General features: G+C 51.9%; 23 protein-coding genes and 12 tRNA genes. 12 read left to right on the top strand and 23 right to left on the bottom strand.

The window, feature by feature from the left end:
* Window positions 1-8 precede the first annotated feature (8 nt).
* The 6 genes from TH5_RS01480 to TH5_RS01455 all read right to left on the bottom strand — a co-directional run bounded on the left by TH5_RS01480 (window position 9) and on the right by TH5_RS01455 (window position 7,855).
* Window positions 9-1,427 carry a beta/alpha barrel domain-containing protein gene (locus TH5_RS01480; RefSeq protein ID WP_114120324.1) on the bottom strand — a complete coding sequence of 473 codons (1,419 nt, stop codon included), beginning with the start codon at window positions 1,425-1,427 and terminating at the stop codon, window positions 9-11.
* Between the two features lie 17 nt (window positions 1,428-1,444).
* The gene (locus TH5_RS01475; protein ID WP_114120322.1) at window positions 1,445-3,160 is read right to left on the bottom strand and encodes an NAD+ synthase; all 1,716 of its coding nucleotides are present in this window, start codon (window positions 3,158-3,160) and stop codon (window positions 1,445-1,447) included.
* A 111-nt stretch (window positions 3,161-3,271) separates the two neighbouring features.
* On the bottom strand, window positions 3,272-4,378 hold the full coding sequence (locus TH5_RS01470; RefSeq protein WP_114120320.1) for a bifunctional nicotinamide-nucleotide adenylyltransferase/Nudix hydroxylase: 1,107 nt from the start codon (window positions 4,376-4,378) through the stop codon (window positions 3,272-3,274).
* 587 nt (window positions 4,379-4,965) lie between these two features.
* Window positions 4,966-5,808 (bottom strand): DNA methyltransferase, encoded by an 843-nt coding sequence (locus tag TH5_RS01465; protein ID WP_114120318.1) that lies wholly within the window; start codon window positions 5,806-5,808, stop codon window positions 4,966-4,968.
* Window positions 5,805-6,902, bottom strand: coding sequence for a DNA adenine methylase (locus tag TH5_RS01460; protein ID WP_114120316.1), 1,098 nt, complete (start codon window positions 6,900-6,902; stop codon window positions 5,805-5,807). Before TH5_RS01460 ends, TH5_RS01465 begins: the two co-directional genes overlap by 4 nt.
* A 14-nt stretch (window positions 6,903-6,916) precedes the next feature.
* Complete coding sequence (locus TH5_RS01455) at window positions 6,917-7,855, bottom strand: DNA adenine methylase (protein WP_208638380.1); 939 nt, start codon at window positions 7,853-7,855, stop codon at window positions 6,917-6,919.
* A 151-nt stretch (window positions 7,856-8,006) separates the two neighbouring features.
* Between TH5_RS01455 and TH5_RS01450 the strand changes: the two genes are divergently transcribed.
* The 6 genes from TH5_RS01450 (at window position 8,007) to TH5_RS01430 (ending at window position 15,174) form a co-directional block, all read left to right on the top strand.
* The gene (locus TH5_RS01450; protein WP_147250025.1) at window positions 8,007-9,116 is read left to right on the top strand and encodes a hypothetical protein; all 1,110 of its coding nucleotides are present in this window, start codon (window positions 8,007-8,009) and stop codon (window positions 9,114-9,116) included.
* A 110-nt stretch (window positions 9,117-9,226) separates the two neighbouring features.
* A complete protein-coding gene (locus tag TH5_RS01445) occupies window positions 9,227-10,276 on the top strand; it encodes a hypothetical protein (RefSeq protein WP_097052753.1) in 1,050 nt (349 codons plus the stop codon).
* Between the two features lie 867 nt (window positions 10,277-11,143).
* Window positions 11,144-11,217: transfer RNA gene (locus TH5_RS01440), tRNA-Thr, on the top strand.
* Between the two features lie 583 nt (window positions 11,218-11,800).
* On the top strand, window positions 11,801-12,001 hold the full coding sequence (locus TH5_RS25240; RefSeq protein WP_147250024.1) for a hypothetical protein: 201 nt from the start codon (window positions 11,801-11,803) through the stop codon (window positions 11,999-12,001).
* A 7-nt stretch (window positions 12,002-12,008) separates the two neighbouring features.
* A complete protein-coding gene (locus TH5_RS01435) occupies window positions 12,009-14,783 on the top strand; it encodes an ATP-binding protein (RefSeq protein ID WP_114120307.1) in 2,775 nt (924 codons plus the stop codon).
* 10 nt (window positions 14,784-14,793) lie between these two features.
* Window positions 14,794-15,174 (top strand): hypothetical protein, encoded by a 381-nt coding sequence (locus TH5_RS01430; RefSeq protein ID WP_114120305.1) that lies wholly within the window; start codon window positions 14,794-14,796, stop codon window positions 15,172-15,174.
* A 47-nt stretch (window positions 15,175-15,221) separates the two neighbouring features.
* Here TH5_RS01430 and TH5_RS01425 read toward each other — a convergent pair whose 3' ends face one another.
* Window positions 15,222-16,157, bottom strand: a complete 936-nt coding sequence (locus tag TH5_RS01425) for a LysR family transcriptional regulator (protein WP_167443427.1) — start codon at window positions 16,155-16,157, stop codon at window positions 15,222-15,224.
* 196 nt (window positions 16,158-16,353) lie between these two features.
* Between TH5_RS01425 and TH5_RS01420 the strand changes: the two genes are divergently transcribed.
* Window positions 16,354-16,635, top strand: coding sequence for a hypothetical protein (locus TH5_RS01420; protein WP_097052747.1), 282 nt, complete (start codon window positions 16,354-16,356; stop codon window positions 16,633-16,635).
* Between the two features lie 427 nt (window positions 16,636-17,062).
* The gene (locus tag TH5_RS01415; protein ID WP_114120301.1) at window positions 17,063-18,064 is read left to right on the top strand and encodes a hypothetical protein; all 1,002 of its coding nucleotides are present in this window, start codon (window positions 17,063-17,065) and stop codon (window positions 18,062-18,064) included.
* Here the strand turns inward: TH5_RS01415 and TH5_RS01410 are convergent.
* The 7 genes from TH5_RS01410 to TH5_RS01380 all read right to left on the bottom strand — a co-directional run bounded on the left by TH5_RS01410 (window position 18,061) and on the right by TH5_RS01380 (window position 21,003).
* Window positions 18,061-18,876: a DUF5131 family protein gene (locus tag TH5_RS01410; RefSeq protein WP_114120299.1), complete on the bottom strand. Its 816-nt coding sequence runs from the start codon at window positions 18,874-18,876 to the stop codon at window positions 18,061-18,063. The two genes, TH5_RS01415 and TH5_RS01410, sit on opposite strands and share 4 nt — an antisense overlap.
* Before the next feature lie 12 nt (window positions 18,877-18,888).
* On the bottom strand, window positions 18,889-20,481 hold the full coding sequence (locus tag TH5_RS01405) for an Eco57I restriction-modification methylase domain-containing protein (RefSeq protein ID WP_114120297.1): 1,593 nt from the start codon (window positions 20,479-20,481) through the stop codon (window positions 18,889-18,891).
* Window positions 20,482-20,499: 18 nt separating this feature from the next.
* Window positions 20,500-20,576: transfer RNA gene (locus tag TH5_RS01400), tRNA-Arg, on the bottom strand.
* A 59-nt stretch (window positions 20,577-20,635) separates the two neighbouring features.
* Window positions 20,636-20,712, bottom strand: a tRNA-Arg gene (locus TH5_RS01395).
* A gap of 5 nt (window positions 20,713-20,717) precedes the next feature.
* Window positions 20,718-20,794 (bottom strand) — tRNA-Arg (locus tag TH5_RS01390).
* 4 nt (window positions 20,795-20,798) lie between these two features.
* Window positions 20,799-20,874 (bottom strand) — tRNA-Phe (locus TH5_RS01385).
* A gap of 53 nt (window positions 20,875-20,927) precedes the next feature.
* Window positions 20,928-21,003, bottom strand: a tRNA-Phe gene (locus tag TH5_RS01380).
* 68 nt (window positions 21,004-21,071) lie between these two features.
* On the opposite strand from TH5_RS01380, the gene TH5_RS26040 reads away from it, so the two are divergent.
* Window positions 21,072-21,203: a hypothetical protein gene (locus TH5_RS26040; protein WP_279627744.1), complete on the top strand. Its 132-nt coding sequence runs from the start codon at window positions 21,072-21,074 to the stop codon at window positions 21,201-21,203.
* 157 nt (window positions 21,204-21,360) lie between these two features.
* Here TH5_RS26040 and TH5_RS01375 read toward each other — a convergent pair whose 3' ends face one another.
* From TH5_RS01375 to TH5_RS01365, 3 genes are all read right to left on the bottom strand, one after another.
* Window positions 21,361-22,011 carry an HNH endonuclease gene (locus TH5_RS01375; RefSeq protein WP_114120294.1) on the bottom strand — a complete coding sequence of 217 codons (651 nt, stop codon included), beginning with the start codon at window positions 22,009-22,011 and terminating at the stop codon, window positions 21,361-21,363.
* 327 nt (window positions 22,012-22,338) lie between these two features.
* Window positions 22,339-23,544: a transglycosylase SLT domain-containing protein gene (locus TH5_RS01370; RefSeq protein WP_114120292.1), complete on the bottom strand. Its 1,206-nt coding sequence runs from the start codon at window positions 23,542-23,544 to the stop codon at window positions 22,339-22,341.
* Entirely contained in the window at window positions 23,534-23,815 is a 282-nt protein-coding gene (locus tag TH5_RS01365; protein WP_097052741.1) for a hypothetical protein, read from the bottom strand. The genes TH5_RS01370 and TH5_RS01365 overlap by 11 nt, the downstream gene beginning before the upstream one ends.
* Before the next feature lie 230 nt (window positions 23,816-24,045).
* Between TH5_RS01365 and TH5_RS01360 the strand changes: the two genes are divergently transcribed.
* The 3 genes from TH5_RS01360 (at window position 24,046) to TH5_RS01350 (ending at window position 25,683) form a co-directional block, all read left to right on the top strand.
* The gene (locus tag TH5_RS01360) at window positions 24,046-24,279 is read left to right on the top strand and encodes a hypothetical protein (RefSeq protein ID WP_114120290.1); all 234 of its coding nucleotides are present in this window, start codon (window positions 24,046-24,048) and stop codon (window positions 24,277-24,279) included.
* A gap of 163 nt (window positions 24,280-24,442) precedes the next feature.
* Entirely contained in the window at window positions 24,443-24,853 is a 411-nt protein-coding gene (locus TH5_RS01355) for a helix-turn-helix domain-containing protein (RefSeq protein ID WP_114120289.1), read from the top strand.
* A 56-nt stretch (window positions 24,854-24,909) separates the two neighbouring features.
* On the top strand, window positions 24,910-25,683 hold the full coding sequence (locus TH5_RS01350) for a hypothetical protein (protein WP_147250023.1): 774 nt from the start codon (window positions 24,910-24,912) through the stop codon (window positions 25,681-25,683).
* 376 nt (window positions 25,684-26,059) lie between these two features.
* Here TH5_RS01350 and TH5_RS01345 read toward each other — a convergent pair.
* From TH5_RS01345 to TH5_RS01320, 6 genes are all read right to left on the bottom strand, one after another.
* Window positions 26,060-26,147: transfer RNA gene (locus tag TH5_RS01345), tRNA-Ser, on the bottom strand.
* 10 nt (window positions 26,148-26,157) lie between these two features.
* A tRNA-Gln gene (locus TH5_RS01340) sits at window positions 26,158-26,232 on the bottom strand.
* Window positions 26,233-26,291: 59 nt separating this feature from the next.
* Window positions 26,292-26,384 (bottom strand) — tRNA-Ser (locus TH5_RS01335).
* A gap of 7 nt (window positions 26,385-26,391) precedes the next feature.
* Window positions 26,392-26,465: transfer RNA gene (locus TH5_RS01330), tRNA-Gln, on the bottom strand.
* Window positions 26,466-26,537: 72 nt separating this feature from the next.
* Window positions 26,538-26,625: transfer RNA gene (locus TH5_RS01325), tRNA-Ser, on the bottom strand.
* A gap of 22 nt (window positions 26,626-26,647) precedes the next feature.
* Window positions 26,648-26,732, bottom strand: a tRNA-Ser gene (locus tag TH5_RS01320).
* Window positions 26,733-26,794: the final 62 nt, after the last annotated feature.

Here is a 26,794-nt window from a genome sequence, read left to right as displayed (position 1 = left end):
TGCAGGTTTCAGAAATTCTGAGGAACGTTGGCAACGCCTTCGGTGCCAAACACCGTGCGGTAGTCTTCAATCTTCTTTGGCGAGCCAGTTGCTTTGTCGAAATTGTCAGAAAGCTTTACAGCACCGGTCCAGCACATCTTGTCTTCATGCTCGAAGCCGACTGTCGTGACCTTGCAGACCAGGTTAATCGGGTCCAGAGCGTGGGAGCCTTGCGGGTGACAATCCCGGAAGTCATTGCTGCACAAAGTGCCCCATCCGAATGACACGCGCGCGCGGCCGGAAAATTCGTTGTGGAGGTCTTCAATGTTATTGACATCCAGTCCGTCAGAGAACAGCAACAGCTTATCAATCGCTGTTTCCCCTTTCCCGGCGAGCCAACTGATGTATTCGGCACCGGCAACAAACGGGTCTTTACTGTCAATGCGCACGCCGGTGAAGTCGGTCACGAATTCCGGAGCGTTGCGGTAGAATTGAGACGAGCCGTAGGTGTCTGGCAGCATCACACGCATCGCTTGGCCATACAAAACAGACCACTGAGCCAGGACAGCATACTGTGCTTTCAGGAAGCTTTGCTTGGCGACAATGTCGCAGAACTGCACCGCAAATCCGTCCAGAAGGATACCCGCCTTTTCCTTGTCTTTTTCTTTACCGACAACCTGTTTGATCAGATCGGATAGCGCGGTCAGAACCATCGGCAGTTCGTGGGCATTGGTACCGACAGCTTCAAGGTTATGTTTGAAGGCGATGTAGGCGTTGCTGGTGCCGACAAAGCCGGTGCCGAGGTTGGCGGTCAGGGCATTGACACAATATTCCTGCCACAGGAATGAGTGGCGGCGGCGTGTCGAGAAGTCCGCAATCTTCAGTCCGTCCAGTTTATTGAGACGTGAGATTTTGTCCCACAGCTTGCTTTTGCCCTTCGCGTACAGCATGTCCAGCTCGAATTCGGACATTGAGGCCAATCCCGCCCGGTTCCGCAACTCGTTGACAATGCTGACGGCGTAGATTTCCCACATCGTGGTCTCGGCCCATGTACCGCAGAAGGTAAGGTCATACTGGCCGTCGTCGTCTTTTGACAGGGTGAAGCCCGGCAGTTGGAAGTCGCCAAGCCACTGAATAAATTCAGGCTCGAAGATGGAGCGTTGACCGTAGAAGGTTTCGCCAGCCAGCCAGACCAGTTCGGTGCGTTTGAACTTCAGGTTCCGGACTGCCTCAAGCTGGTCGCGAAGCTCGCGCTCGTCGATGATTTCGGCCAGCTTGACCGATTTCGTTCGGTTGATAAGGCTGAACTCAGCATGAACGTCCGGGTAGTACTTCCAGATAAACTGGAGCATCAACAGCTTGTAAAAGTCCGTGTCCAGCAACGACCGAACAATCGGGTCGAAACGGAAATTGGCGTTATGTGCACGATTTGGAAAATTGATAAGCATTGTTTTTCCTTTCCGTCTTAAAGGGCAGCGCCATTGGTGATAGGGCGGCGCCAACCCTTGTCAAACGCCTGTTTGCTGATAACCGGTCCTGGGCAACTTTGCCGACGCTTGTATTCTGCTTTGACCAGACGGTTCGCCGCACCACGGGTGACCCAGGTCGCCGTCTCAAGGTCGACATGAAGTTTTTCGCTCACAATCTTGGCGGTGCTTTCGACCGAGCGCAGGTTGTCGATGAGTTCGGCCAGTGCGGCATCAAGAATTTCATACGACCCCAGCGTCTCTTCATCAGTCTGGTTCGGTGACAGTTCTGCGGTAGGAGCCTTTGACAGAACACGCGTTGGAACCACAATGCCTCCCGGGCCATATCCAAACTTGGGGCGCTTCCGATTCCGCCAATTGGCCATTTCGCGAACGCGCGTCTTAAGAACGTCCTTCAAGGCATTGTAACCGCCGCACATATCACCATACAGGGTTGAGTATCCGACAGAGATTTCGGTTTTGTTTCCGGTCGACAGAACCAGATGGCCGAACTTGTTGCTGAACGCCATCAGTACCATCGCGCGCATGCGGGCCTGCATGTTCTCTTCCGTAACGTCACGTTCCTTGCCAGCAAACAAGTCCGACATCATGTCTTCGATGCTCTGGACACCGGCTGCAATCGGCACCGTTTCAAGGCGGATATCAAGAAGTTCCGCTTGGACCCGAGCGTCGGTCATGCTGTCATCTGATGTGAAAATGGATGGCATGCGAATGCCGCACACCTTGTCGGCGCCAAGGGCATCAACTGCGATGGTCGCCGTCAGTGCGCTGTCCAGACCACCAGACATGCCGATGACGACACCGGGGAAACCATTCTTGCCAACGTAATCACGAACACCGAGAACCAGGGCGCTGTAATCTGCTTCGATTGGATCAGGATACGAGTGCGAGCGAGGTGTGTTATCGTTGAAGATGTTCTGGATGTCGCCGAATAGTTCGGCATGACCGCGTTCGTCGCGGTTAAGTTCGACAGCGAAGTGGCCAGTTGTGAACGGTAGTTGGAAAAGCATCTCGCCATTCGCGTCAAATGCCATGGAGCCGCCGTCAAAAATGGTTTCGTCCTGCCCGCCATACTGGTTTACATACAGCACCGGCAAACCCACCGCCTTGATGGTGCGCTGACAAAGAGCTGTCCGCTCGTTTTGTTTGCCTGTCCGGTAGTGTGAGCCGTTCGGAACGATCAGGATATCCGCACCTTCGTCGGCCAAATAACGGGACACCTCCGTGTGCCAGAAATCTTCGCAAATCATGATGCCGAGTTTGAAGCCGCGGAAATCAATTGGTTGCATCCGGCCTGCCGGTTCGAAGGTGCGAACTTCGTCATAGACTTCGTTGTTGGCCAGCTTTTGTTTGCTTACCGCCTTCATCGAACCATCCGTCTCAATCAAGAACATGGTGTTGAAGGGGCGCGCGGCGCCAGGCTGAAGACCGCCAATCAAAACGGCCGGACCATCATCTTTGTGCACTTCATCGGCGAACGCATGCAATTGGGATTGAAATTCCCGCAGAAAAACCGGGCTTAAGGCCAAATCCTGAAGGGGATATCCTGTGGCAAAGCCTTCGGAGAAGACGATGAGGTCAGTCTTTCCTGTCAGTTCTTTGCGATAGTGGCGCACGATGTCGAGATTATCGGCAATGCTGCCCACTTTGGGGTTTTCTTGAACGCACGTAATCGAAATGTAATTCTTACTCATGGCAAAACTCCTTTGCCGAACAAGTAGAGGCTGGTCTATCCTGCCCCGATATTCTCACTTTTATGCCAAGTATTCCTTCATGTAAAGGAAAAAGTTGACAAACTTCCTGATTCAGGTGTGCAGTTTTCCTAGCATGGTCTGGATAATGTGGAAATGGTCTTCGAACATCTGTTCCGGGTCAATTTCAGATAGCGGAACCCAGGCTGCGCGCTTGGCATCATCCCCGCCCCTAACTTTGGGCAGTCCTGCATTGCTGGCTTGAAGGTTGATGAGATACGCCCGCGTGACAACACGTCCGCGTTCCGACCGGTGCGGATCGTCGAACATTTCTTCCGCAACAATGGACCCTTCAAGGACCTTCGCCGGAACCTTGATACGCGTTTCTTCGGTGAGTTCGCGAAGCATCCCGTCCTTAAAGCGTTCGTTGACGTTCACAAAGCCGCCGGGCAAAGCCCACAGACCTTTCCCTGGTGCAGAGCGACGCTCAATGAGCAGGATGTGGCCAGACTGGACAATGACGCTGTCAACCGTGTTGAATTGCGGCGGATATGGCGCAGCGCTCCATGCTTCCCGATACTTGGCAATGTAGCGGCTTTCTTCAACCATGTAGGTGAAGGCCGGGGAACCGGCAAACTCTTCGAGGAGCGCAAGAGTGCTTGCGGGTACCGTATCAGGTAAAATCTTACCTTGCTCGCTAAAGTAAGTTGAACGGATAGGAGTTGCCGACAGATCGCCAATGTTTGGGACGTTAACAGACTGCCACTGTGGGAACATACCCAAATAGTAGCTACTGTTGTCTTTTCCATGGCCAACCAAGGCGATTTTTGGTGTTGAACCGGTTGGTGAGACATGGTGTTGGGTGACGGTGCCTGCCACCGCAGCTTGTACGTTCTGGGTCCAAAGAACGTCGTTGTAAGTGTCCAGCAGGGGAACGATTGTCACCCGGTCCTTTTGGTCTCGGGTGAGCGCGCCCAGAAGCATTCGAGAAATCTCGTTCCACTTGAACGGGTTTCGAGTGCTGCGTGCACGTTTTGCTGAGCCAATAAGCACGACAACGTGCTTGCACTTCTCAAGTGCAGTCAGCAAGCAATGGAGATGTCCGTTGTGGAAGGGTTGGAACCGCCCAATGTAAACGCCAAAATCAAATTCAGGCTGGGTCGATTTTGTGGGAGTCACAGCCGCAGATACGGCTTTGCCCAAGGTCAGTGTCTTCGTCATAACAGCAAGCTCCTTGCCATTTTATATGCTCGTTGCGGTCTATCCGCTACAGATGAAGCTTACGCCCGACATGCGAAGCTGTAAAGGAGATTTTACTTAGCGGGCAATAGCTTGTTCTGGATCTTGGTCGTGGTCTTTCTGCGGCTTGCACCGACCGGCGAGCGGGAGCCAATGTTTGAGAACAGTTCGCCCCCAAGCTGTCGTCCGTTCCAATTGCTGTACGGCGCCGCAGTTATTGCAACGGCGAATTGGTTCGGCGAGCAGGCTTTCTGCTTGGGTCATAGTTTCGGGGATATGCCTTTCCCAGTCATGTCTCATGACAGGTCACTCCAAAGATGGATATTGAGGCTGGTATTCAGCTCTTTCTGTACTTATGTCTCCCCACTTATTGCTTGTCAACATTTTATAATGCCCCATATTGTTTTGGTTCATTTCTTTTTGTTGTGGAGCATAAACCGTGAAGTCAATCGCGGAGCCTCTTGTGTATGTAGAAGCATTCGTGACTTTCCTATGCTCTGCCAAGCGTTTTGTTGAGGGGCGCTTAAATAGCGAAGAAGCTTGCCCCTGCCCTGCTCCGTTGGGAGAGCTTACGCAGAGGCGCGCTCCTGGTCGAGTATGGCCTCTATCAAACCTGAAACTTCCAGTCGTTTAGCGCCAAGCCGTTTTTCGGACAGGGCGGTAAATTCATCAGAGCCATCGCACAGGATAGCTCTGAAGCCTCGGTCGCGGCAGACGGCACCGGTGGTGCCAGAGCCTGACATTGGGTCCCACACGATACCGGCATCGGCGACACTCATGCGCAGAAGCTGATCATAGACTTTCTGTGGCTTTTGTGACGGATGTCCGGTTTGCTCTTTTTTGCCGATGAAACCAACAAGAAGGGATTCCTCTATGACGTCGTCAGGCGTCGTTGCAATAACACTGGTCGGCCCGGGCATGTATCTGAGCTTCCCCTTGCCCTTCAACTCAAGCTGTTTGTCGTTGAGGAAGCGTTCCGGATACAGCTTTGCTCCGGCAATGGACATGTGCAGGCAGGCGTTTTGGCTCGAGCGCCATCCACGAATGACCGAGGGATTGTTCTTGTAGTACCAGGTAAGCCAGCTCGTCAGCTCAAGAGGTTCCGGAATGCGCTCAACAAACGGCGCGATGATTTCGGGGAAACCCCAAAAGAAAACATGCTGGCTGAACGTTCCCGCGCGCCGAATAATCGACAGAAAGTAATCGTGGTAGTCGGCCTGGATGCCGCCAAAGCCCTTATTATACCAAGGGTCCAGCATTGAGGTGTCGATCGGCATCTCTAATGCTTCCATCAGCGAGGTGGTTCTGGCGACCTCCATGGGAGGGAGAATGGCTATGCCGCTTTTTTCCAGCTCGACCTGAATCACCTGACGAAGCTCACGGGTGGCGGCTATTGCTTTCGGGCAACTCATTTCAAATCCAATGCACTCGGGTGGGGATAATTGGAGATCATCAGGTGGGTGGCGGCGTTATTAACCCTCCCCTTGATGTTTCCGCGATATACTTTTGATATTCGGCTTATTTTAGTGCCTGAAATATTTCCGTACAATTCGTTGACCGCCTTGGTTTCCGAAATAACCATCAACCATTTCGCCGGTGTACCGCGCATCCACTGCGCGAGCCGCCGGTGGTCATCCTGGGTGAACTGGTTTCCGTCGTAGGTCGAGAACGGGCTGTCGTACGGCGGGTCAAGAAACACGAAATCGTCGGATGTTGGTTTCGCCTCTTCGAGAAATGCCTCAAAGTCGAGATTGTAGAATGCGGTGGCCTTTAATCGCTCAAGTACAATCGGCGATCTTTGGTAATCCAGCTTGTCTTTAATCGAGCGTCCGGAATATGACGCTCCCCCGTAAGGCACATTGAACTCCCCTTTTCCGTTTGTGCGAAACATGCCGCCATAGCAAAAGTCTCGCATAAACCAGAAAAGAGCTGATCGGACCGGCCCTGGGGTCGATTGGTTAAAGTTGTGACGCATCCATGTGTAAATTCCGCTCCATATGCCGGTGAGCAGCAGCTGGTCGATGTCGGCGGCCTCCTCATCGTTTGCAGCTTTCATCCGATCGGCGAAAGCTCTTTTTCTGGCTAATCCCTGTTTGAGAAATCTGAAGGCGTCTCTCTCATCCCCGAGCGGGCCAGCTTTGCCGTGAAGCTGGCGGCAGACCTCAGTCAGAATGGCTCTATCTGATTGGGACATGTCTGTCGTTCGGGGAATGTTCCATAGGCTATCAATGTGCATAATCGCATCAATGAATGGGGCATTCTCCTCCGTCATATAGCGATAGAGCGCAATGAGGTCTTGTGAGAGATCATTCACCACCGCCGGTTTGTCGGCCGGGGTACCAAGCAGCACGGCCCCACCGCCCACGAAGGGCTCTATCAGCCGATGGAACGAATGCGGTTTGCAGGCTTCTATGAGGGGAAGTTCGTCCGTCTTTCCGCCGGTCCATTTGAACAATGGGCGGGCCAGTGGGGCGAACGCCTTCTTTTGGGTTTTCGTGCGGGCCATCTTAAGCTCTCGTCTCACGCTGCAAAGAAAGGAAAAAGTGAAAGTTGTGGGGACCGGCGAAGTCCTTTTTTGAACAGGACGAGTATTTCCGATGCCGTGCCACGCTTATGGCCGGTGGCGCTGATGCTGCGCGTCACTTCCAGTTCCGTGATGCGGCTTCCATCATACAGTCTGCGCGTAAACAATGTGTCGTGGTTTGATAGCAAGACCGGGACGCCGCGCGCGGCGCTTTCAAAGCAAAGATGCGCCAGGTCCTCTTGATCTTTAGGACTGAAGCCGCCCGCTGCGTAATTGTCAAAGGACGCGGTGGCCGACAAAGGAGCATACGGAGGGTCTACATAGATGACATCGCCCGGCACCGCGGACTTCATCACGTTTCGAAAGTCGTCGTGGCGAAACTCTGCCATCTTGGCCTTGCTTGCAAATCCGATGAGTTCGCGCTTCGGAAAGTAGGGAGCTCGCATTTTGCCGTAAGGAACGTTGAACTTCCCTTTTTTGTTGTATCGGCACAGACCGTTAAAGCAGTGCCGGTTCAAGTAAATGAACAGGATGCTGCGCCTGAGGCTGCCCATTTTCCCGTTATTGAACTCACTTCTGAGTTCAATATACCTCTCTAACGTATTGTTTTCTGGTAAAAATAGTGCGCCACATTGCTGAATGAATGCTTCCGCGTCAGTTTGGAGCCATTGATAAATCGAAATAAGGTCCTGATTGGTATCAGAAATCAGGTTCTTGGGGTAATTCAAGCCGAGAAAAACCGCACACGACCCGGCAAATGGCTCAACCAAACGGTCGGCTTTAGGCAGCATGTGGCTTATCTTGGGAACGAGACGGCTTTTGCCCCCTGCCCATTTCAGGAATGGTTTCATCCAGACACCAGATTTTGAACTTGAAGGAATACTTTTAATGATTTCCTTCCGCTCGTCCAGATGTTTTCTTTCAAAATAAAGCAAAAAGTTCCATATATTCCTTGGAGTCGAGAAATATCAAAGGATAATGGTAGCGGCCCGTGCAAGGTGCTTCCTTGCATTGCGGCGTGGTAACCTGAACTCCATCGCCAAGCATATCGTTCTGGTGGCATACAGATGTTCGAACAGGTGTTCAGTGCAGGTCGTTATCCCATACCGTTACATCATTCGCGCTAAGTGCCGTGGGGTTGAAGAGCCGGTGTATCTTTCGCGAACGGCAGAAATCATGCTCGGCATTCATGAGGTGTCATCTGAAGCCGCACCGGTTATTGGCGTCTGCACATTTTCGGATGCTCGGCCGACGGTCTCGCATACCCTGTTTGGGGAAAAGGTGACGCCGGAACCTGCCGTCTTTCATACCGAGTACCGAATTCACGGCGACCGACTATTGCGGAAACTAACCTTCGACTATTCCAGTCTGGTTTCACCGCGGCAACGAGCTTGCAGCTTTGCCCGGAAGCCCGGTGGTTCACTTGACCTGCACAAGGTTGGTAATTTTGTAAGTGCAGATGATTTTCAGAACGTCATGAGGCTTTATGCGGGAGCCGGGCTGAAGGAAGGCGCTCCACTACTGTCTCCTGTGTCGGTTGGAAGGCCGCGAGTTTTCCCTAAGCCAAAATTCGCACATTATATCATTGAGCAGGTGGATGCTGACACGTTGGAGCATGCCGAGTTTGAGGTTAGACAGCGACTTGAACAGCAAATGTGCATAATTGATGGAGACATCTTTGTCCCGTCGCGTGGACCTGTATTCGAGTATGACTTTCGATCTGGTCTGCTTATTGCCAAGCCGGAAATGGGGCACTTGCCTGACCGAGCGAATGTATTCTCTGAACATGAGATTAAAGACATAGAGTTACGTTCGTCAATATGCCCTGGTTGTGCGGTCGTTGGCACTATCGAAGGAATGCCGACAAGCCAGACCGATTGCGTGAGGTTACACCGTGTTCTGAGCGCAGCACGCCGACTTTTGCGGTCATCAGTTGTGGCGCGCTTTGTGGTGGGGCAAAGGCCCGGTGTCTTTGAAGCGTTCAGCGCACTTGCAGCTTACGCTGAGCCTACCTTTGACTGGCGCCTGCGGCCAGGTGAAAACCTCTTGTTTGAGGATGCTGTGACTGCATTGCAAACACTGGTTGAGGTGGTATCGTCAGAGAAATTTCCGGGTTCGTTAAGCAATGAACTTCAAGCCCTGATTGATGTGGAGAGGCTGCACACTCCCGTAGTCAATGAGCTTTTCATGCGATAATTTTGGAGCGACAAGCAATGATACTTGAATTCCCATATTTTTATAACGTTGAGGGCCGTCTAGCGGGTAAACGCAACGTTACCGACCGTTCTACGTACGGATTTGTCCCAATGAATGTTCCAGTCCTGTCGTCCAGCGAAGCGCCGGTTGTTTGTACGGCAAGTGTCGGTTCGGCGGAGAGTAGGCAAATAGTCAAATACCGTCTGAACGATGGGGTTTTGCTCGCCCCCTTGACGCTCCCACTGAGCCTTGAAGAAATCGAGCATAATTCAAAGGGTGTGGCCCATTGGAAAGAGCTATGGGACGCCGACCTGAAGGCAATGCCGCAAGGCTATGTGGAAGGTCAAGTCGTGACCGCAGACTTTGCTCAAGCAGCACTGTCTCTTATGTCTGCGCCGGTGTGCGGGAACTATGGGGCACTGGAAAGGGACATGTGGCCCACACATTTGAATACCAGGCGTAACGTGTTCCATCAGAAACCGGGCGAAACGGATATAGTCCGTCTTCATGGAACAACGGAAGCGGACTCCCGCCTCACATTCGTCGCTGCTCTCGAGAAGATGGCCATCATTGACGATGTTCTGTATCTGCCTTCCATTGGCCCTGCAAATGAAGTTTTCTTAAACCCTCGTGAGAAGGAAGTTCAAGTCAGGACAGTTGCCAGTTTGGCGTCAGAGAGCCGACAACGGTTTGCTTCACAGTTCTTTTCAGTAACTGATTTGATCGGTGCTCACGAGGCCAGAGATCTGTTTCTTCCCGACGAAGGGTTGCAAGAATTTGATGTTCGCGACCTCCGAGACGTTTCAGTGCTTGATGCGGATACACCTGCTATCCATCTGAATGTTGCGTCGTTCTACCTTATGAAGCTGCTGCATGGCATCCACCACACGGTCATCTTTGACTACCTCACCTCTGAGAGAGACCCTTACGTCTTGAAAGCGATTGCCGACACTATGCTGCATCCTCGGCATTTTGATGAACGCGGAAGAATTATTGGTTCTCGTGTTGTGACGCTGATTGAGATGCTCGAAGACATTACTGACAGGTTGCCAGAAACCGCACAAACATACACAGGTACTTTTAGGTACTTGGCAAACCTAAAAGACGCGTATCTGAATCCGACACGTGCTGATCGCCAGGTCAGCCAGCGCGCGCCATGATGTCCATTATGTCAACAATGCGTCGCTTCATGCCTTTGGAGCGAGGGTTTATGTTCTAATTGCAGGCTTGGTGTGTGGAGTACAGCGGGCCTGGTTGCGTTCTTTTCTTAGAGAATGCATTGGTGTTGGAGGAAAATCAAAGAATATGATTTTTCTTGTTGACATCTTCCCGAGGCGAGGGTAATTTCTGCTTCTCAGGGCAAGCAGAAATGCTTGCCGTTTTTGAGTGACAGAAGTTTTCCTTTTGGATACTTCCAGATGTTTCTTTAGTTGTTTTCGGCCCTTGGCGGCGCTTGAGCTGCTTAACGGCCCATTACGATGAAGGAATTTGGCGGCATAGCGTCGTTAGCGCAGACTGGGTAACCAGTTTAAAGGGTATCCCCTCCCACGGGGTCTCGCCGGGAAATCCGGTGCATCTATGCAGAGTTCGGGCCGAGCAAAGCGTTAATCCAGGTTGACGCGGAGCTGCATCACTTCTGGTGGTGCTATACGGGACGGCAGGGATATGGTCCGAAAGGATGTATGAGGTCTAAGCGAGACTTTGTCACTTGTGGCGGGGTTTAAAGCACGGCTTCATTAAAACGGGTGCAACCGATACCATGTCCTGCAAACTGCCCAGCGTTATGGCTAACGAACAGCTGCGTGACCTCTTCTTCGGGAGATCCTTAGGGAAATCCTTCGGGAGAGTGAGTAATGTCCGATGCTTTGCGGCAAAGGGCGCGTAGCAATCTGAAGGTTGTGAGGACCCGAGAGGGGACGGTGACCGGAAGGATGTCTAAGTAGCCTTAGCAGGGTGAAAGGAATGTGGCGTGTTGTATTTTGGGGCTCAAAAGGCCTTGAAGCAACTGGGGCAGCACGTCGCGGTGGGTTTGCATAGCTCAGTCTGGTAGAGCAATCGATTCGTAATCGATCAGTCGTAGGTTCAAATCCTATTGCGGATAAAATGCAAAGACTGCCCCGGTTGAGTGTTAAAGGTGCCTAATTCCTGGCCCTTCGGGAACCAGGACATCCAATGGCCGCAAGCCTGAGGATGTTGATCGGAAAATGTGCGCAGGCGGGGTAGCAGCCGTCGAATTGGGTCGCAAACCCAGTGTATGTGGAAAGGTCGAGTAGCGCTCAACGTCGAGAGTAAAGCCACTCTTAAAAAGGCGGCACTGATGAGATACTTGTTCACCCGCGATGATATCAAAGGGTTCGAGTGGACAACGGAAAACCCCGGCCGCAAGCCGGTGGATAGCACCCGTAAGGCTCGTCATCCAACCCCATAGTCTCAGGGTAGGAAACGATTTAGCGGCACGCGAGTTTCTCGCAAGCCGCTATTTCTGTTTTTGGAGCAATCCAAACTGCGGCCGTCCGAACTGGATGGCCGTTTTGTTTTTTGGTTCCTTGCAAACCCTCCAGTTATCTTTGCATTCAACAATCGAAATTCTTTCAAATCGTTGAAGCCTGCTGGAGCGCGCCCAAGTGATAGACCTTATTCTGAATGACCATGGTGGCCTTACCATTGCCCATGATGAGAGTGACTTGACCGACATCACCGATGTTGAAGTCAGCACATCCTCCGGAATACTCAGCTTGGTCGGAAATTCGGTTCGACGCCCTCTCTCAGCATTGAAGCCCGCGATGATGGAAATGCTGGAGGATGGGATGAAGGGTCAAATTGTTCGCCTCTCCGGCTGGACGATTTCTTCTCGCAATTCTGTTTCTGTGCATTTGGTTGGTTGAGGTAAGTATGATGCAGTCGGCTACAAAACTTGTTCAAACTCCCAAAAGCTATTTTATTACCCGGCGTGTTGATGGCCATTCGGATTGGATCACGGCATTTTGGCGTGAACTGTTTCAGAACAGTGTTGATGCCGGTTCCAAAAAGATCAGCATCAAGATTAACGATGTCACTCCCAAGGGCTCCTTTGGCCGTCCAGCAACGATGACGAATGCAATTCGCGTTCAATTCGAAGATGACGGTTGTGGCATGGATATGGACACGCTGGAGAATGTTTTCTTCAGTCTGGGCCAGTCGACAAAGGCTAAGGATGGAACTTCAATCGGTGGCTTTGGCACTGCCCGCCTGATGCTCTGCTTCAGCCAAGGACGATACAGCATTCGAACCCGAGACTTAATCGTTGAAGGGAACGGTTCTGAGTACACCTGCCGAACTTTGGCCGACGAGATTTCCGAAGTGAAGTCGGCATTGCGCGTGGCAGGCGACCAAGGAGATCCCAGTTCTGCCCTGCTCGCGGAGCGATTAAAAGAGCTGGAAGCTTTCCCCGCCTACGTCGATGGGTGCATTTTTGAGATTGATATTGACCCGAATGAACCGGTGCGCGATTGGGAAAAGGCCTCCCAGTCGCGACTTCGCACTGCGCTGGCGCGGTACATGTCAAAAAGCGATATCAGTTGCAAAGTGGAACTAGATGACGGGACATCCCCGGCTCCAACGAAAAAACGCAAGGTCGTTGGTACTCTGGAAGTGAGTGACGAACTTGGTCAGAGCCAGATGTTTGGAACGATCCACACTTCGAAGGGTAAGGGCGCTTTGCACAAAGGTGAAGTCCTTGTACGTGCGAATGGGACCCTGATGTATTCCCATGACATTCAAGACTCTGGTGTTCAGGTTATCATCGAAATCGAACCTGACAAGGTGCGGGAAGTTCTCACGGAGAACAGGGATTCCATGAAGGAACCCTATCGCGGCGTGGTCAACGAATTCCTAAATAAGCTCGCCGTCGACAACCACTCCACCCTTAAGGAGAAAGAGGACTCGAAATATCAGTTCGTTCGCGGTGGTCGAGGCTCAATTTCTGCCCGTAAGGGACTGCGGGAGCTCAGTTTTAGCCCTGATGGAGCATATGCTGATAATGGTGAAGGCAATAGTACTGACGCTGTTCTTGGTGAGAGCCATGAGGCCAGCGAGGCACGAGGCGCGACCTTTGCTTTCAAGGAAGAAGGATACGAGAAGTATGGCTTTGGCCGCGTCCCAAAGGCAGTAATGGATGCCTTCCTTCAGCGAGTTCTTGATGGAGAAGAGACTTTTCTTGCCAAGTATCCTGCGCGTGAGGAAGTCATAGCATTCGAGAAGTCCGTGCACGAAATCGGTTATGTTGCTTTGGCACGAACAATGCCAGCCCTGCGCAACTTCATCGAAGGAACCATTCACACCCGCATGGAAGCCCTTAACTTCAATGCGCAAAGCGTTGAAGATGAACGCATGGCGGACATGCACGACGTCCACATTTACTCCAGGGGTATCTCGTCTGCCGATAAACAGATGAAAAACGCCATCCGACGGCATTCGCCGGGCTACTGGCGTCGCAAGGGGCAGCATCTTGAGGGGCGCGGCATGCAGGCTCATATGCTGCTCGCTGCCTGGACTGCTTGCTGCAACCAGGCTATCAAGGCCTTGTTGCATATCCGGCCCAATATCAAAGGTGGAGATGATTTCCGCTTCAGTACCGGTTGGCATTTCGAAAAAGCCCAAACGGTGTGGGACAAGACGGTTGGCGACTATGCAGACAAGCGGACCGGCGCATCTCATGTCGAACGGGATGGGCGACATGTCCTGCTACTTAATCCGGTTAAGGACGATGGTTCTGTTGCCTTCGAACTGACCAAGGACCGGCGGCGCAGTGATGACCCGGATGAATTGATGGGGATTCAGGACCTCGAGGCGTTGGCTATGCACGAAGTCGCCCACATCGTCGGCAATCTGCACGATGAATCGTTTGCCAATCTGCTGACAGGCATAGTGATGGTCTTCGACCGGGCCGCCGCCCGCGAAGAAATGAAAATGGCCGTCGATGCGGTTCGTGGCGCCTATGGGCGTGGGCGGACGCGGATACAGTCATTTGATGATCAGGAAACGACATCTGTTCTTGATGCTGATGATGAACCAGGCAAAAAAGCTTCCAGAGCCCTGCCACGGCCCGCAGAAAGGTTGCTTGCGCACGCAGCACCAGTCACGACAATGGTGAGTGGCTTGGCGGCCTCCCCTGAGAATGCAGGGGTCCCTCAAGATGAACTACAGCAGTCTATCGCCAGTGTCCTGTCGATGCCTGAGCCTGGTGTTCTTGAGGTTGACTGTGACAAGCTGGCCAAACTTGAAAATGAGGTCACCAAGGTTGTAACATCGGCCGCCAAAGCAAAGAAGTCGACAGTCCGGAAGTCCAAGGAGACAGTCCCTCAGATTGAGCAAGAGGAAGCTGTTGAAGGCCGCAAGGATGTTCCCGTGACACAACAGGAGGTTCCGGAAGAAGGGACGGATCTTTTCGATGCCATCGATGCCGATCCAGGTCTTGATGAGTTTACGGACATTTTCGCAAGCTTGAAGTCGGCCAGGATGGACGATGAAGAGCCGGAACCATTGGACGTGCTGGACGATAGTGCGGACATTTTCGCAAATCTGGCAACAGATGGCATTTTGTCCAAGTCACCATCAATGGGGGCCGACGAGATTGACGATTTTTCGCTGGATGACTTCGCGGAAGCGCCCACGCCGAACGGAATGTAAGGAAAGTTTCATGGTTGATTTCAACAGACGGGTCGATGAGAGAAGGTCGAGCCAGCACGATGCGGTGGAAGCTCAGGTATTTGTGGACGCGAGATTTTCTTCTCAGGGTCGTGTCTGGACGGAACGCCTCGGGATGGTCATGAAGGATACAAACTCGATTTTATCCTTCCTCGGCGGCCCGACGGGTTTTGAGGAATATATCGTTGATGCGGGATTCGTCGAGCGGTTGCTTAACCGGATAAGGTATAAGGGTGAAGATTCTGAACTGGTCATCAATTTTGAGTCCTTCAGATACCCGCAATGTTGCGTTGGCGATGCAGCAATTCGGGACTTCCTTATGGAGGCGAAGCCTGAACTTTTTGGTGCGCCTGCTCCATCGATGAAGCCCTAGCGACATCACAGGAGGTCGGATTAGAGAAAGGCAAATGGTCTGCCATTTTAACGTCGTTCCACCCATGGCGGCACCCGAAGGATTTCGATAACTGCGTCATACACCCTCTTTACCACCGGTGACCTTAATGCTTCAGGTGTTGCACTGATCCACAGGTCTCGTGCCAAGTACGGACAATCGCTAAGAACGGCCGGAACCAGGTTTGTTACGATTGGCGAAAACAGCGTTGGAATGAGACCGATCCCGCCTCCTCCCGACACGACAGGGATAACCGACGTTAGGCAAGCCAGCTTCATACGGGGGCCAACGGCGCTACGGGCCAACTCGACATTCCATGCCTCGAGATATTCGTCGGTCGCATAGAGCTCATGGTCGATGATGTCGTGCTCATGTAAGTCGGAGAACCTTTTAGGTCTGGCTCTTGACCTGAAATACGCCTCCGAACCATATGGCAGCATCGGCGTTGCACCGATACGCTCCGTGATGGAATGGTTACCGGTGGCTGGAGCGTGCCCCCTTTTGGACCATGATATTTCAATGTCAGCGACAGGAACTCCTTGCGATACAAAAGAAAAATAGGGCATTTCTTTCCAGTCTATCTTTTGCTCGTTAGCTGCCAAAGGATGTGTGTCCGATATAATCCTCGTAAAGGCGGGTGCCAATATGTAGGCACAAAGCGCAGGCGGACAGTTAATCTTAACGTTGCCAGCACGAACAACCGATATTCGCTCTAATGACCGGTCAAAGGCATCCATGGATTTAACTGCTCTGTCGGCAAGTCCGAGGAGTGTTTGACCGTCTTCTGTCAATCGCACGCCCTTCCGGTCTTTGATAAACAATTGTACACCAACGCTATCTTCGAGTGTCGCCATGCGACGACTGACGGTAGCCTGGTCCATTTTCAATCGGGTAGCCGCTTGGCGATATGACCCTTCTGTGTGAATTGCGGTCAAAATCCTGACGTCCATTACGTCCGTTGCCATGTGCTCCTCCGATCGTTTCGCATCCGTGATGCGCTTTCGCATCATAGCGATGGATAATTGCAGATTGCAACCTTCCACAACTTAAGGCATTTTCTGACCGCTCGATTCTTCAGCGGAAAACCGCGAGGAATCCTGTTGGGGTGGGACACAATAATCTAACAATGTGATGCCTAAATTCACATAAATGAGGCCAGAAATGTTTGTAAAAGAGGAAGATGGTGCTGCGTTAGCTCGGTGTGTTGACTTTGGAATAACGATTAGTGTTTGGGATTGGACGGACGAGCAGTTTGAAGTTGCGAAAAACTTGATGAAAGCCATGTCCGATTATCTTTCCGGAGCGTTTTCGTATGGATTGTCAATTGGTGAGATGGAAGAAGATATCATCACGAACTTTGGTGGTAGCTTCATTGACGTGGATATTGAGTTTGTGAAACCAGACGAAGTTCGAGTGCTTTTGGTGCCGGTCGGCCTTTATTGATGCTCGAATAGCAGTCAAAATCTTTCTGCTTTTGCCTTGTTGGTTGGTGAGTGCGCATATTGAAATTCCGCTTAGAGCGATGAAATGTCGGCACTTCTTTTCCACTAACTGGTAATAGCCTTGAATGCGCCTCCGCTGTTCACAGCGAGGCGCATTTTTCTTTTAATCCGGCTGCGGCTTAAGGTAATTTTCTTTCTGTTTTGGCGGCGTTTGAGCGGGAGAATAGTCAAACCCCTTATTTCCTCCAGAGTTTTCTTTTCGCTACTCCGGTTGCGATGGAAAATGAGGGCTGCCCTTCCAGTACCGTGCCTTTGTGCTATACACCCTTGTTCTCTAAAGGAATATGTGGCCGGGCACCGTAAATGTTCCCTTATTTCCTTACGAGATGTTATGCTCAAGTTGTGGCCAGACTTCCCCGGGGGATATCATGCAAGAAACACAACAAGACTCTGCTTTGACGGATGCAGACGCGCGATACGCCGCTCATCGAAGTATTGCTCACCTAAAATCAATCGCCGATGACATTTCTGAGCGAAACCTGTTCCGCGTAACCGGAAAACTTGATGAGGCCGCTTATGTCAAAGAAGTCATTCTGCCGTTTATTAATCTTGCAGAGGCAGCGACCCTTCGCGGCGATCTGATTTTGGCAGCGGATAGCGTAGGAAGGTGTCTGGCACGGGTCAGGGTGGATTTGATTGACCGGGAAGTGCTTGTGCCAACGTCGAATTCGTTGGACGTAGAGACACGGCTGTCAGAGATACAGGATGCTCTAAAGAGCATCGGATTTGATGAAAGCAAAACAGTAGCTGTTGTTTCCGCCTCCGGTACAACGCAAGTCATCTGGTGGAACAATTATGCTCTGGCGGCCGAAATTGCCGCTGTTGGTCCGAATGCGAGCGATTTGATGCACCCTAAGCTACCGGAAGAGCCTGGTGTCTACGTGTGGTCGGGCAGATTGGTAAAGGATACTGGTGGCAATCTAGAAGACTACAATCTCTTTTGGAATGGCTGGCTCCGGACAGCAACAATTGATGACTTGGCAGAATTGGGCGTCACAAGTACTGGACCCGTGGCTGACAGCGCACTTCCATGCGGCAAACTGACGGACGAGATTGCACTCATTTCAGTTGGCCCCGATCTGACCGCCATTTTGTGTGAAGCAATCGGGGCGGTGGCGGGCAGGTTTGTTCGTGAGGGCAATACAGATGCTTTAGAGGCCGGATTTGTTGATTTGCCGACGGAGCCGGGTCTTTATGTCTGGCGTGGCGAACCCCGGATGACTTCACATCTACCGGGCTTCGAAGAGGTTGACTGGCTCGGCAGTACCCGGCGGGCGACACTTTCTGATTTTACCGAGTTTGGCTTATCTTATTCCGATGCCGAGCAGTACATCCGGACCACCGGTGCGACACATAGGGCGGTGGCTTAGTGTGCTGGCCATTCCTGGACACGCAGGTCTGGTGGAAAGTCGTCCATGTCCTGACCTTTGAAGCTGGGTGATTTGCCACCCACCGGATTGCTGCCGAGCTGTTTCAAGTGAAAGCGGGCGTTGTGGCTCTGCGCATAAGTCAGAATGTCCCGCGCCCAGTCCGGATCAAACTGTGCCGCCGCATCTGATGGCTCGGTTCGCTCAACCGACTCACCTCCTACAATATACCACTCAAGTGGCGGCAAATCAGCGAGGTCTACACGCTCCAGAAGCGGCTCCATGGACGCAAAACGCACCTTCGCCGGAAACTCTGACAGGATTGGGATGCGTTCATCCGCATACTGCTGATTTTCGGCCGACACGCCCCACCAAATGTGGTCGGGAAGCTGGGAGCGCTCCTGCCTCTTCAGCCACTCCTGGACTGCACTGAGCAGGATTACCGGACGCTTTGTCAGGACCTGGAACGTATGCCAGTTAGCCTGCGCCATGACGTCGATAATACGCATTTGAGTTTCAACAGGGATGCCTTCGTGACCGAGATCTGACATGGAGTTGGTAAAAATCCGCCGAGGACGTTTTGCCTTCAGTGGCCAAGAGATTGTTTTATCATCGGACGTGCGAACTTCCCCTGTCCAAACTTCGCGACCATTTACCTGTTTTGTCAGGCCAGTGTACTTGGGAGATCCCATTCTTTCGAGGCGTGCTGCCATTTTCATCGCATAGCATTTACGGCACCCGGGAGAGATGATGGTGCATCCTGCCACAGGGTTCCACGTCGCGTCAGTCCAAGAAATTCCGGTTTTGTCCGACATGTCGCTCTAACCTCACTTCAAACTTGATATAGCAGTTCCACTGCGGCTTCTGGCGGCGATGTGGCGCATTGTGCTCAGCATCTCATCGTCCAGTTTAAGCACTTTTTGAACTATCTGGCCTTGCTCACTCTGCGAAGCCAGTGCTCGCAAATTCATTAGTCCTTGGCGCTCTCGCTCTCCGAGAGTGTTCCAGTGTGGAAGGCGAATTCTTCTTAGGTGTGAGGCCATGTATCGCCAATAGCCTCCCCGAATTTTCGTCGAGTATGCTTCGATGAATATCAGAGCCAATCCTTCCTGAAGGATGGACTTCAAAGCTTCAAGTGGCCATTCATTCGACACGAGATAGTACTGGTTGTGCGTTGGGTAGAGCTGCCCATCATCTATATGGATACGCGGCTCTTTCCCGACGTCTGCAATCAGCAGCTTTGGTGTGTGGAACAGGCTCAGAGATACCTTATCGATCGTCCGATACCATTCGCCCGGCTTTCGGCGCGCAATATAGCGCTTTTTCAATGCAGCCTCATATTTCACGAAATGCGCTTGCAACTTTGGAAATCGCCCGAGGTCGAGGAGCTTCCCTTGTTCATCGAATGGGTTTACCAGACCTGAAGGTGAAGGGGATGGTTTCAGACCCATGTCCAGCACCGGCAGGATGCATTCTGTTTCGATAGAGGCGTGTGGGAATGGCACTATATAGCACTCGTCGTACCCTGTTGCGACGCCTGCCCCGATTTTGCACCCGGTGTTCTCGATGCACTCGAAACTCCTCTCAAGGTGCCGGAGAAGTGTCAAATGGGCGGGTGAGACGGTCGTCCAAGGTGCTTCGTCATTGGTTGCCGCGGGCACCCCTCCTCCACGCTCTATCGGTGTCTTTCTTCGAATGGGAATAATGGCGGTATAGGCACCGACCGAAGAACTGAAAGCATCTTCTTCGCTCATGTCGAAGCAGGCTGAGACATGGAACTCATTCGAGATCAGAGCGCGTAACTTCCGACCGTAATCGGCCTTCATCCAGCGGTCTGAGCAGATAAAGCAGCAAACGCCATTGACAGACAATTGCCGTAAGGAATGCTCTATGAATGGGATATAGATATCAGATCGCCCAAACATTGTTGGGAACCTCGCCCGATACGTCTTATCAAGTTCGGATGGGATTGCCTCGCTGCGAATATAAGGCGGGTTTCCAACAACAAAGTCAAATTCGAGCGCGCTACCCGACAGAAGATAATCGTCATGGATTAACCAGGCGCCGGTCAGCTTTCGAGCGTGTTGCTCACTCAGTCCATGAGCTGCCATCAGATAGGATATTAGCTCAGCCTCAAATCGGGCACACCTGTCATCGTCCAGCTCATAGGCACGAATGCAGTGACTGATGTCCAGATCTTCGTGGTTATGGCCGTGTACTTTGACAGCATCAAAAAGCCGGTCAACGACCTGCTTCACAAACATGCCAGTTCCAAAAGAGGGTTCCAGAACCGACCGCTTGGTAAGGTCTTTGTCGGATGTATAGCCCGCAACATCAAGCACTTTGGCTACAACGGCTTCATTGGTAAAGACAGCGCTTCGGGCAAGTGCCCGCGTCCCTTTCAAAGCGTGAACATTCATATCTTCACCATGATGGTTTGGCGACCCTGGAGGGACTCGAACCCCCGGCCTACGGTTTAGGAAACCGTCGCTCTATCCGGCTGAGCTACAGGGCCAAACACTGTGGAACAAGGGCGAGCGGTTATCGCTACAAGCCTCACGCATTCCGTTTAAATGGCGTCCGCGGAGGGACTCGAACCCCCGACCTACGGGTTCGGAACCCGTCGCTCTATCCAGCTGAGCTACGCAGACAGTAATGGCGCACTCGGAGGGACTCGAACCCCCAACCTCCCGATTCGTAGTCGGGTGCTCTATCCAATTGAGCTACGAATGCAACCTGGTGGACGGAGCTGGGTTTGAACCAGCGACACCAGGATTTTCAGTCCAGTGCTCTACCAACTGAGCTACCCGTCCAAACCCCGAAGGGCGTTCTTTCACCGGCGCTAAAAAGCAGCCTGGTTCGTGCGTGGTGCCAAAGGCAGTTTTCGAAACTGCGACCTCTTGCTCTTCAGGCAAGCGCTCTACCAACTGAGCTACTCTGGCGTTATTCTCAATCTCTGATTCTGTTATCTGGTAATTTTACTTCATAGTCAACAGGAAAATGAAGGATAATGGCATTTATTTTCGCCATTTTACTTGACCATTGGGCGAGTTTTACTATTCACGCACTCTGGCATGTCAAATGTTTTATTGATGCTGCGGTCACCAGCCGCCTGATAAACAAGTATCGTCGTCGCATGTGATATTTTTCCTTTGGGCAAAGAAAAACCCGCCGATTACATCGACGGGCTTCAGGTTTGAGTTGCTCACGGCAAATCACACACGTCACCCATCTGGTTCGTGGGAAAATCGTCTGTGTTGCTGCCGTAATGCGCGGTGCATTTCTTAGTTGTTCCTTTCCTAGTCCGTTTCCAGTTCCACGTTCCAGTAGTCAGCGCTGGACATGTCAGATGGGAAACGTCCGTCGGATTCATTGGTGTAAACGGTCACGGGCCCGAGATACGGCATCCATGTTTCATGCAGCGCGTTGGCCGCAATCGGAATGGACATCGCAATCTGGCTCAACTGCCGAACGGTTGGCGCGATGGCTTTCCTCGCTAGGGTCATTCCTGCCTCACGCAAGGACTTGTCGGCCTTGATTGTGTTGCAGGGCGAGCAAGAAACAACGACGTTTTCAAAGCAGTCCTTGCCGCCCTTCGAGCGGGGAACCACGTGGTCGAAGGTAAACTCACTCATGGTCAACTCCTTCTGGCAGTATGCGCACCGCTTTTTATCGCGGATGAACACTGAATAGCGTGTGAAGGGAGCTGGCCGATCAACCGAAACGTAATGCTTCAGCGCCACAACGCTCGGCAGCTTCATGTTGATTGCGTTTCCGAGCCTTGAGCCCTGTGTTCTGATGGGAATGTCATAGGTCTCGACCACAGCCAACCGCTCGGACAACGTATCCTTGATAGCGTCCTGGCCGCTGATGAGCGACATCGGAACCATGCTTACTGGCCGAAAGTCGGCGTTAAGAAGCAAAGCGGGTTTGAAATTTACTGCGGTCATCCTAATTCAAGCTCCAGATCCTAAGACAAGTACGTGCCCCTTGTTTGAAAACCAGTCGGGCGACAAACTAGAATCTAGTCTTGAAATACCCTTCTGGACGCTGTGCCAGGAGGGGTGACCTTCCTAGCGCATGGTGTCTGCGTCTGTAAAACCTGAAAACAGGTACACACACGCCAACAGACCGTTGCGGAGTTCCCGCACGGTGGCCATTGGTTCGATGTGTGAGCCGCGTTTAAGCATTTCTGTTTCCTGTTTCAGGCATAAGCCGTTCAAATTCTGTATGTGATCTACGCTGCATGGATGAATGTGTCAACACTAAACAGTGTACTATCGCATCACAAACACAGTTTCGTCTTTGGGCTCTGGCTTTTTCCTTGGTGAATACGCCCACAGCTCTGTCGTCTCATGGTGTTCTCCCGCGCGCGCAAGGAGTTCTTCATACCGTTTCACCAAACCTGATATGGTTATGTCGATTTTCCTATATGCCTCCGCTACAGTCGGTTCAGGAATGTCGTCGTCCGCGAAAAGTTGCTTGTTGTTCCTGTATGCCTTGGGGATAATCTTCTCCGCAGCAAGATCAGGCGTACTTTCCAAAGCTTTCAGGAAGTTTGCGCCGTCGGAAATCCCAAGCAGGTGTGTGAGGTAGAGGTCTGTGTCGGTCGGCTCCCTCTCCAGCAATGTGCGCAGCCTCTCTCGATCCGTTTCAATAAACTCTCCTGTCATGACCGCAGAGATTTCCGGGTCGTAACGCATCGCAAGGAGTTGTTTGCGGATTGTTGGGGTCACAACCATTTTTTGGTCATGTGTAACCGAGATTTTGTCGGCAAAATACTCGAGGCCATGCCGGTTACCAAATTCATTCACGGCACGCATCCAGGTGACCTTGGTGAACTGAAACAGGCCGCGCGCACTGCTGATGCGTGACTTCGCAGCCGGGTCAAACCGACTTTCCAGCCAGCCAAAGGCCATCAAAAGACTGGACGGAGCGCCCGTCTTCTCTTCGGCAGTCAGAACGGCTGTCAGAATATCAGATTGGGTCTCGTTCTGGGCATAGATAGTGCCGCGAGTGTTATCGGTGTTAACTTCCGGTTGCGAAACGATATCAACAGGTTCGTCGTCAATCTTGCTTTGATAAACGCGTGCGAGCATGGATTGAACGTCGACGTCATAGACTCTGATAACAGCCATATCGTCAAAGGCTGTATATGAGGTGAACGACATTGAGCTATGCGTTGCACTCATTATTTCTCGGATGACACCCTGTTCAACTCGTGACTGCTTGATGACCGGGAGCAGCGCCGTCGAGGGAGCGGGCGGACATATGGCTTGCTCTACCGCAGGCGGGTAATATTTGGCGTCTGCTTCATCGATGCGCTTTTGAAAGCCATTGTACATGCCAATGGCAAAGCTGATAGCGGTGAGGATGGCGATAGAGGCAACCGGGCCAGGAACAAAAGTCGTGAATCCCTGGCGCAAGAACGGCCACGTGTGTTCTCCAGCTTGTTCTGTTGTGCTCGAACTATCATTTTTCAACGGTCTCGTCCTCTTGAATAGGAACCCAGGCTTCGCGTTTGATGACCGACTGGGCGGCAACCTCAACAACCAGCAGTTTTTTCTTTTCCTTCAGTGACGCGATCGCAGGATATGGCAGTAGCAAGCCAGTCTTGGCCTTATTGCTGCGAATAACTGACGCCTTGTCATGCGCGACGACTGAAATCCCCACTGGTGCGAACTGTTCAAACGGCAGGAATACGGCGACATCTCCGCTGCCATTTATCGCACACTCAAATCTGCGATAGTCCACTTGCGTCTCCTGATTACAGAACCACAGCGCGGTTCCCAAGGAAAACTTTCACCCGGAAAGATGCAACCGTCAAAGGAAAACTAGATAATTGTTGACAAAGCAATGTTCAGATGCTTTTGGTTTAAATGTAAAACTGCTGTGAAATACTGCGCGGGAACACTGCTAAGGTTGTGTTGCTTTTGTGTGGATTAAAATTTTCCTCAAGTCTAAGAACTGTAGGCTGGTGAGTAATGTCCAAATCGTTAGATGTAGTGCAGCCTGAACGCCCAAACAGTAAACGTACTTACATTGGAAGTGTCGAGTACGTGCAAGCCGAAGGGGCAACCTTTGATGAAATGCGCATTAATGCTCGGAATACTCCGCTGTTTAAGCGTGGCGACATGCGTCTTGTTTGGGTGAACGAGGGCGACCTTCTAATGGCGCAGATGTTGATCGAAGATAATGGCGAAAATTCAATCACTTAGGCAAAGAAAGATCTTGTTACAAGATTTCTGGACATATCGGTCTTCCCGCCATTCAGATTGCCAACACTTTGCCTAATACCCGCCTCAATATCGGGCATAGGGGCAAAATGTTTGCTCAAGACCGAGGCCGGGACTGTTCTCTTGTAAGCTAATCGTGGATAGTATGACCGGTCAGATTGTTCCACGCAGTAAGCAAGGTAAAGCAATGTCAGGTGTCATCCACGAGGACTTCCCTGCCCGGTTAAGAGTGGCAATAAAAGGAAAGTTCACGCAACAGAGCTTGGCGAGTGAAATCGGCTATTCGGTCTCAGGGGTCAAGAAATGGTTTTCTGGCCACACTGACCCATCTTGGTCGGCCGTAGTGTTAATCGCACGCACATGTGGTGTTTCTTTGGACTGGCTTGCCGGTAGAGAATTAAATGAGGCTTCCAAGCCAGAAATTGATGTAGAGACTCTAAGTGCTGTAATTCGCGAAGTGGCATTAAATGCAAGTGAGCGTCAAGAAGTCCTTAGTCCCCAAGAAACCGCTAAATGGGTCAGTCAGCTCTACCGCGTCAGTATGCGAATGAAATAATGAACAACCTGATGCCGCATAACTTCGCGGTCGCAGTTTTCAAAAGGAACCCCGGAATGCGTGATGAAGCTAAACTCATTTCTTTTGTGGACACGGCGTTAAACGACCTCGTTTCTCGTCTGTGGAACGGACACTTTGTCGTGGAGGCAGCCCGACTTTCCAAAGAGGACGCATCCAAGCGCTACTTGGAGGAGTATGTTCTACCGGCCATTCAAAACATTCGTTCCAGTCTGGCAGCCTACAGGGTCGGAGAAGCCGCCAAAACTTTTAATGACCTGGTCTCTTGCATCCGATCACAGATGGTCTTTGGGAAGCTAACCTGTCCGGAGGCTCCTGAAGAGGTTGATGCAATTTTGGCCCGTCTTGCGAATATGAGCGCGTCTGTCACTGGAACGCCCCATGAGCGCGTGGAACGGTACCTGTCTGCATTCATGGAGATAAATCCTCTTGGATACATCAACTCAAATGAAGGTGGCCATCTGGAAGTGGGAGACCTTATCGAAATTAATCGTGATTTCGAAAGGATGTTCAAGCACCTCATGCAGTTGAATGGCGGAGATCTGTCTATCACCGAGCTCGAAGACCCTGTTGGGCAGCTAATAGAGGCGACGGAAATTCCTCAGACAGGTCTAATGGGGCAGGAGTTTCATGAAGAGGTCGGTGCCATTGCCGATAAGGCAATCGCCAACATTGAGGAATTCGTAGGCGGCGAAATGACGGAACAACACAAAGACATGCTTCATCGGTTCATTGAGGGGATCGCTGGTGCGACGGGGCCCCAGCTTGAAGTAAGTCGCGACCTTGAAGAGGCTGGGAGTTGGACCAGGTAAGAGCGATAGGCAACTCAGCGCGTTTATGGCGTCTCTTGGGTCGTTGCAGCGTAACTTCTTGAGGGATATCTACCGAGTTCTTTCATAGCTTTTCGATCGGCATCAAGTAAGTGGCAAGAGCCAGCGTCCCGAACAAGGAACCGCACTTCGGCGCTGGTTCCCTCCGGCCAATCGACAATGCGCCCGGAGCCAACGTCAATCAGCATTGACCACGTGCTGTCTTCATAAAAAGGAACGAGTTCGCCACTTTCAACCGGAGTGCATTTTATTGAACATTCCAACTGCGCATGTGCATTCTATTGAACAGTCCAACTGCGCACGTGCATTTCGGCTTTCAGGAATGCGATATGTTTCATTCGGCTCTCCAGCAAAGCTTTGGCGGAAGGTGAGGGATTCGAACCCTCGCTACCCTCTCAGGTAGACGGATTAGCAATCCGATGCATTAACCGCTCTGCCAACCTTCCACTTTGATTTTGGTTGGGGCGGCAGGACTCGAACCTGCGCTCGACGGTACCAAAAACCGTTGCCTTACCACTTGGCCACGCCCCAACAAACTCTTCACTTGGTCTCCCGGAGCCTGCGGCTGCAACAGGAGTTCTTCAAACATTTGGCGGACAGGGAGGGATTTGAACCCTCGGAGGTTCGCTAAAAACCTCTTCACGTTTCCAACGTGACGCCTTCGGCCACTCAGCCACCTGCCCTTGTCTTTGGCTGCGAGAGAAGGGGTCGAACCCTCATTGACGGATTCAGAGTCCGCAGTCTTGCCATTAGACGATCTCGCAACATAGCTTCTTCATCTCCCGGCCGGGCACTAGCGCAAAAATGCTGCCGCGTCGCCCGGCCGGGGCGTATTTTGGCGGAGGGAGAGGGATTTGAACCCCCGGTTCCTTTCGGAACTCCCGGTTTCAAACCGGGCGCGATAAGCCTCTCTGCCATCCCTCCGTAAGCCTGTTTCTGTCCTGAGCGGAAAGGGCGGGATTCGAACCCGCGGAGGGTCTCCCCTCGTCCGCATTCGAAACGGATACTTTCAGCCTCTCAGTCACCTTTCCGCTTAAGACAAAAACAAAAAACCCGCCGACTGTGTGTCCGGCGGGTTGGGTATGTTGGAAGT

This window comes from Thalassospira xianhensis MCCC 1A02616 (assembly GCF_003326475.1).
GTDB classification, from domain to species: Bacteria; Pseudomonadota; Alphaproteobacteria; order Rhodospirillales; family Thalassospiraceae; genus Thalassospira; species Thalassospira xianhensis.
The sequence above is the reverse complement of the archived record's forward strand: the minus strand, read 5'-3'. Positions and strand labels throughout refer to the sequence as shown.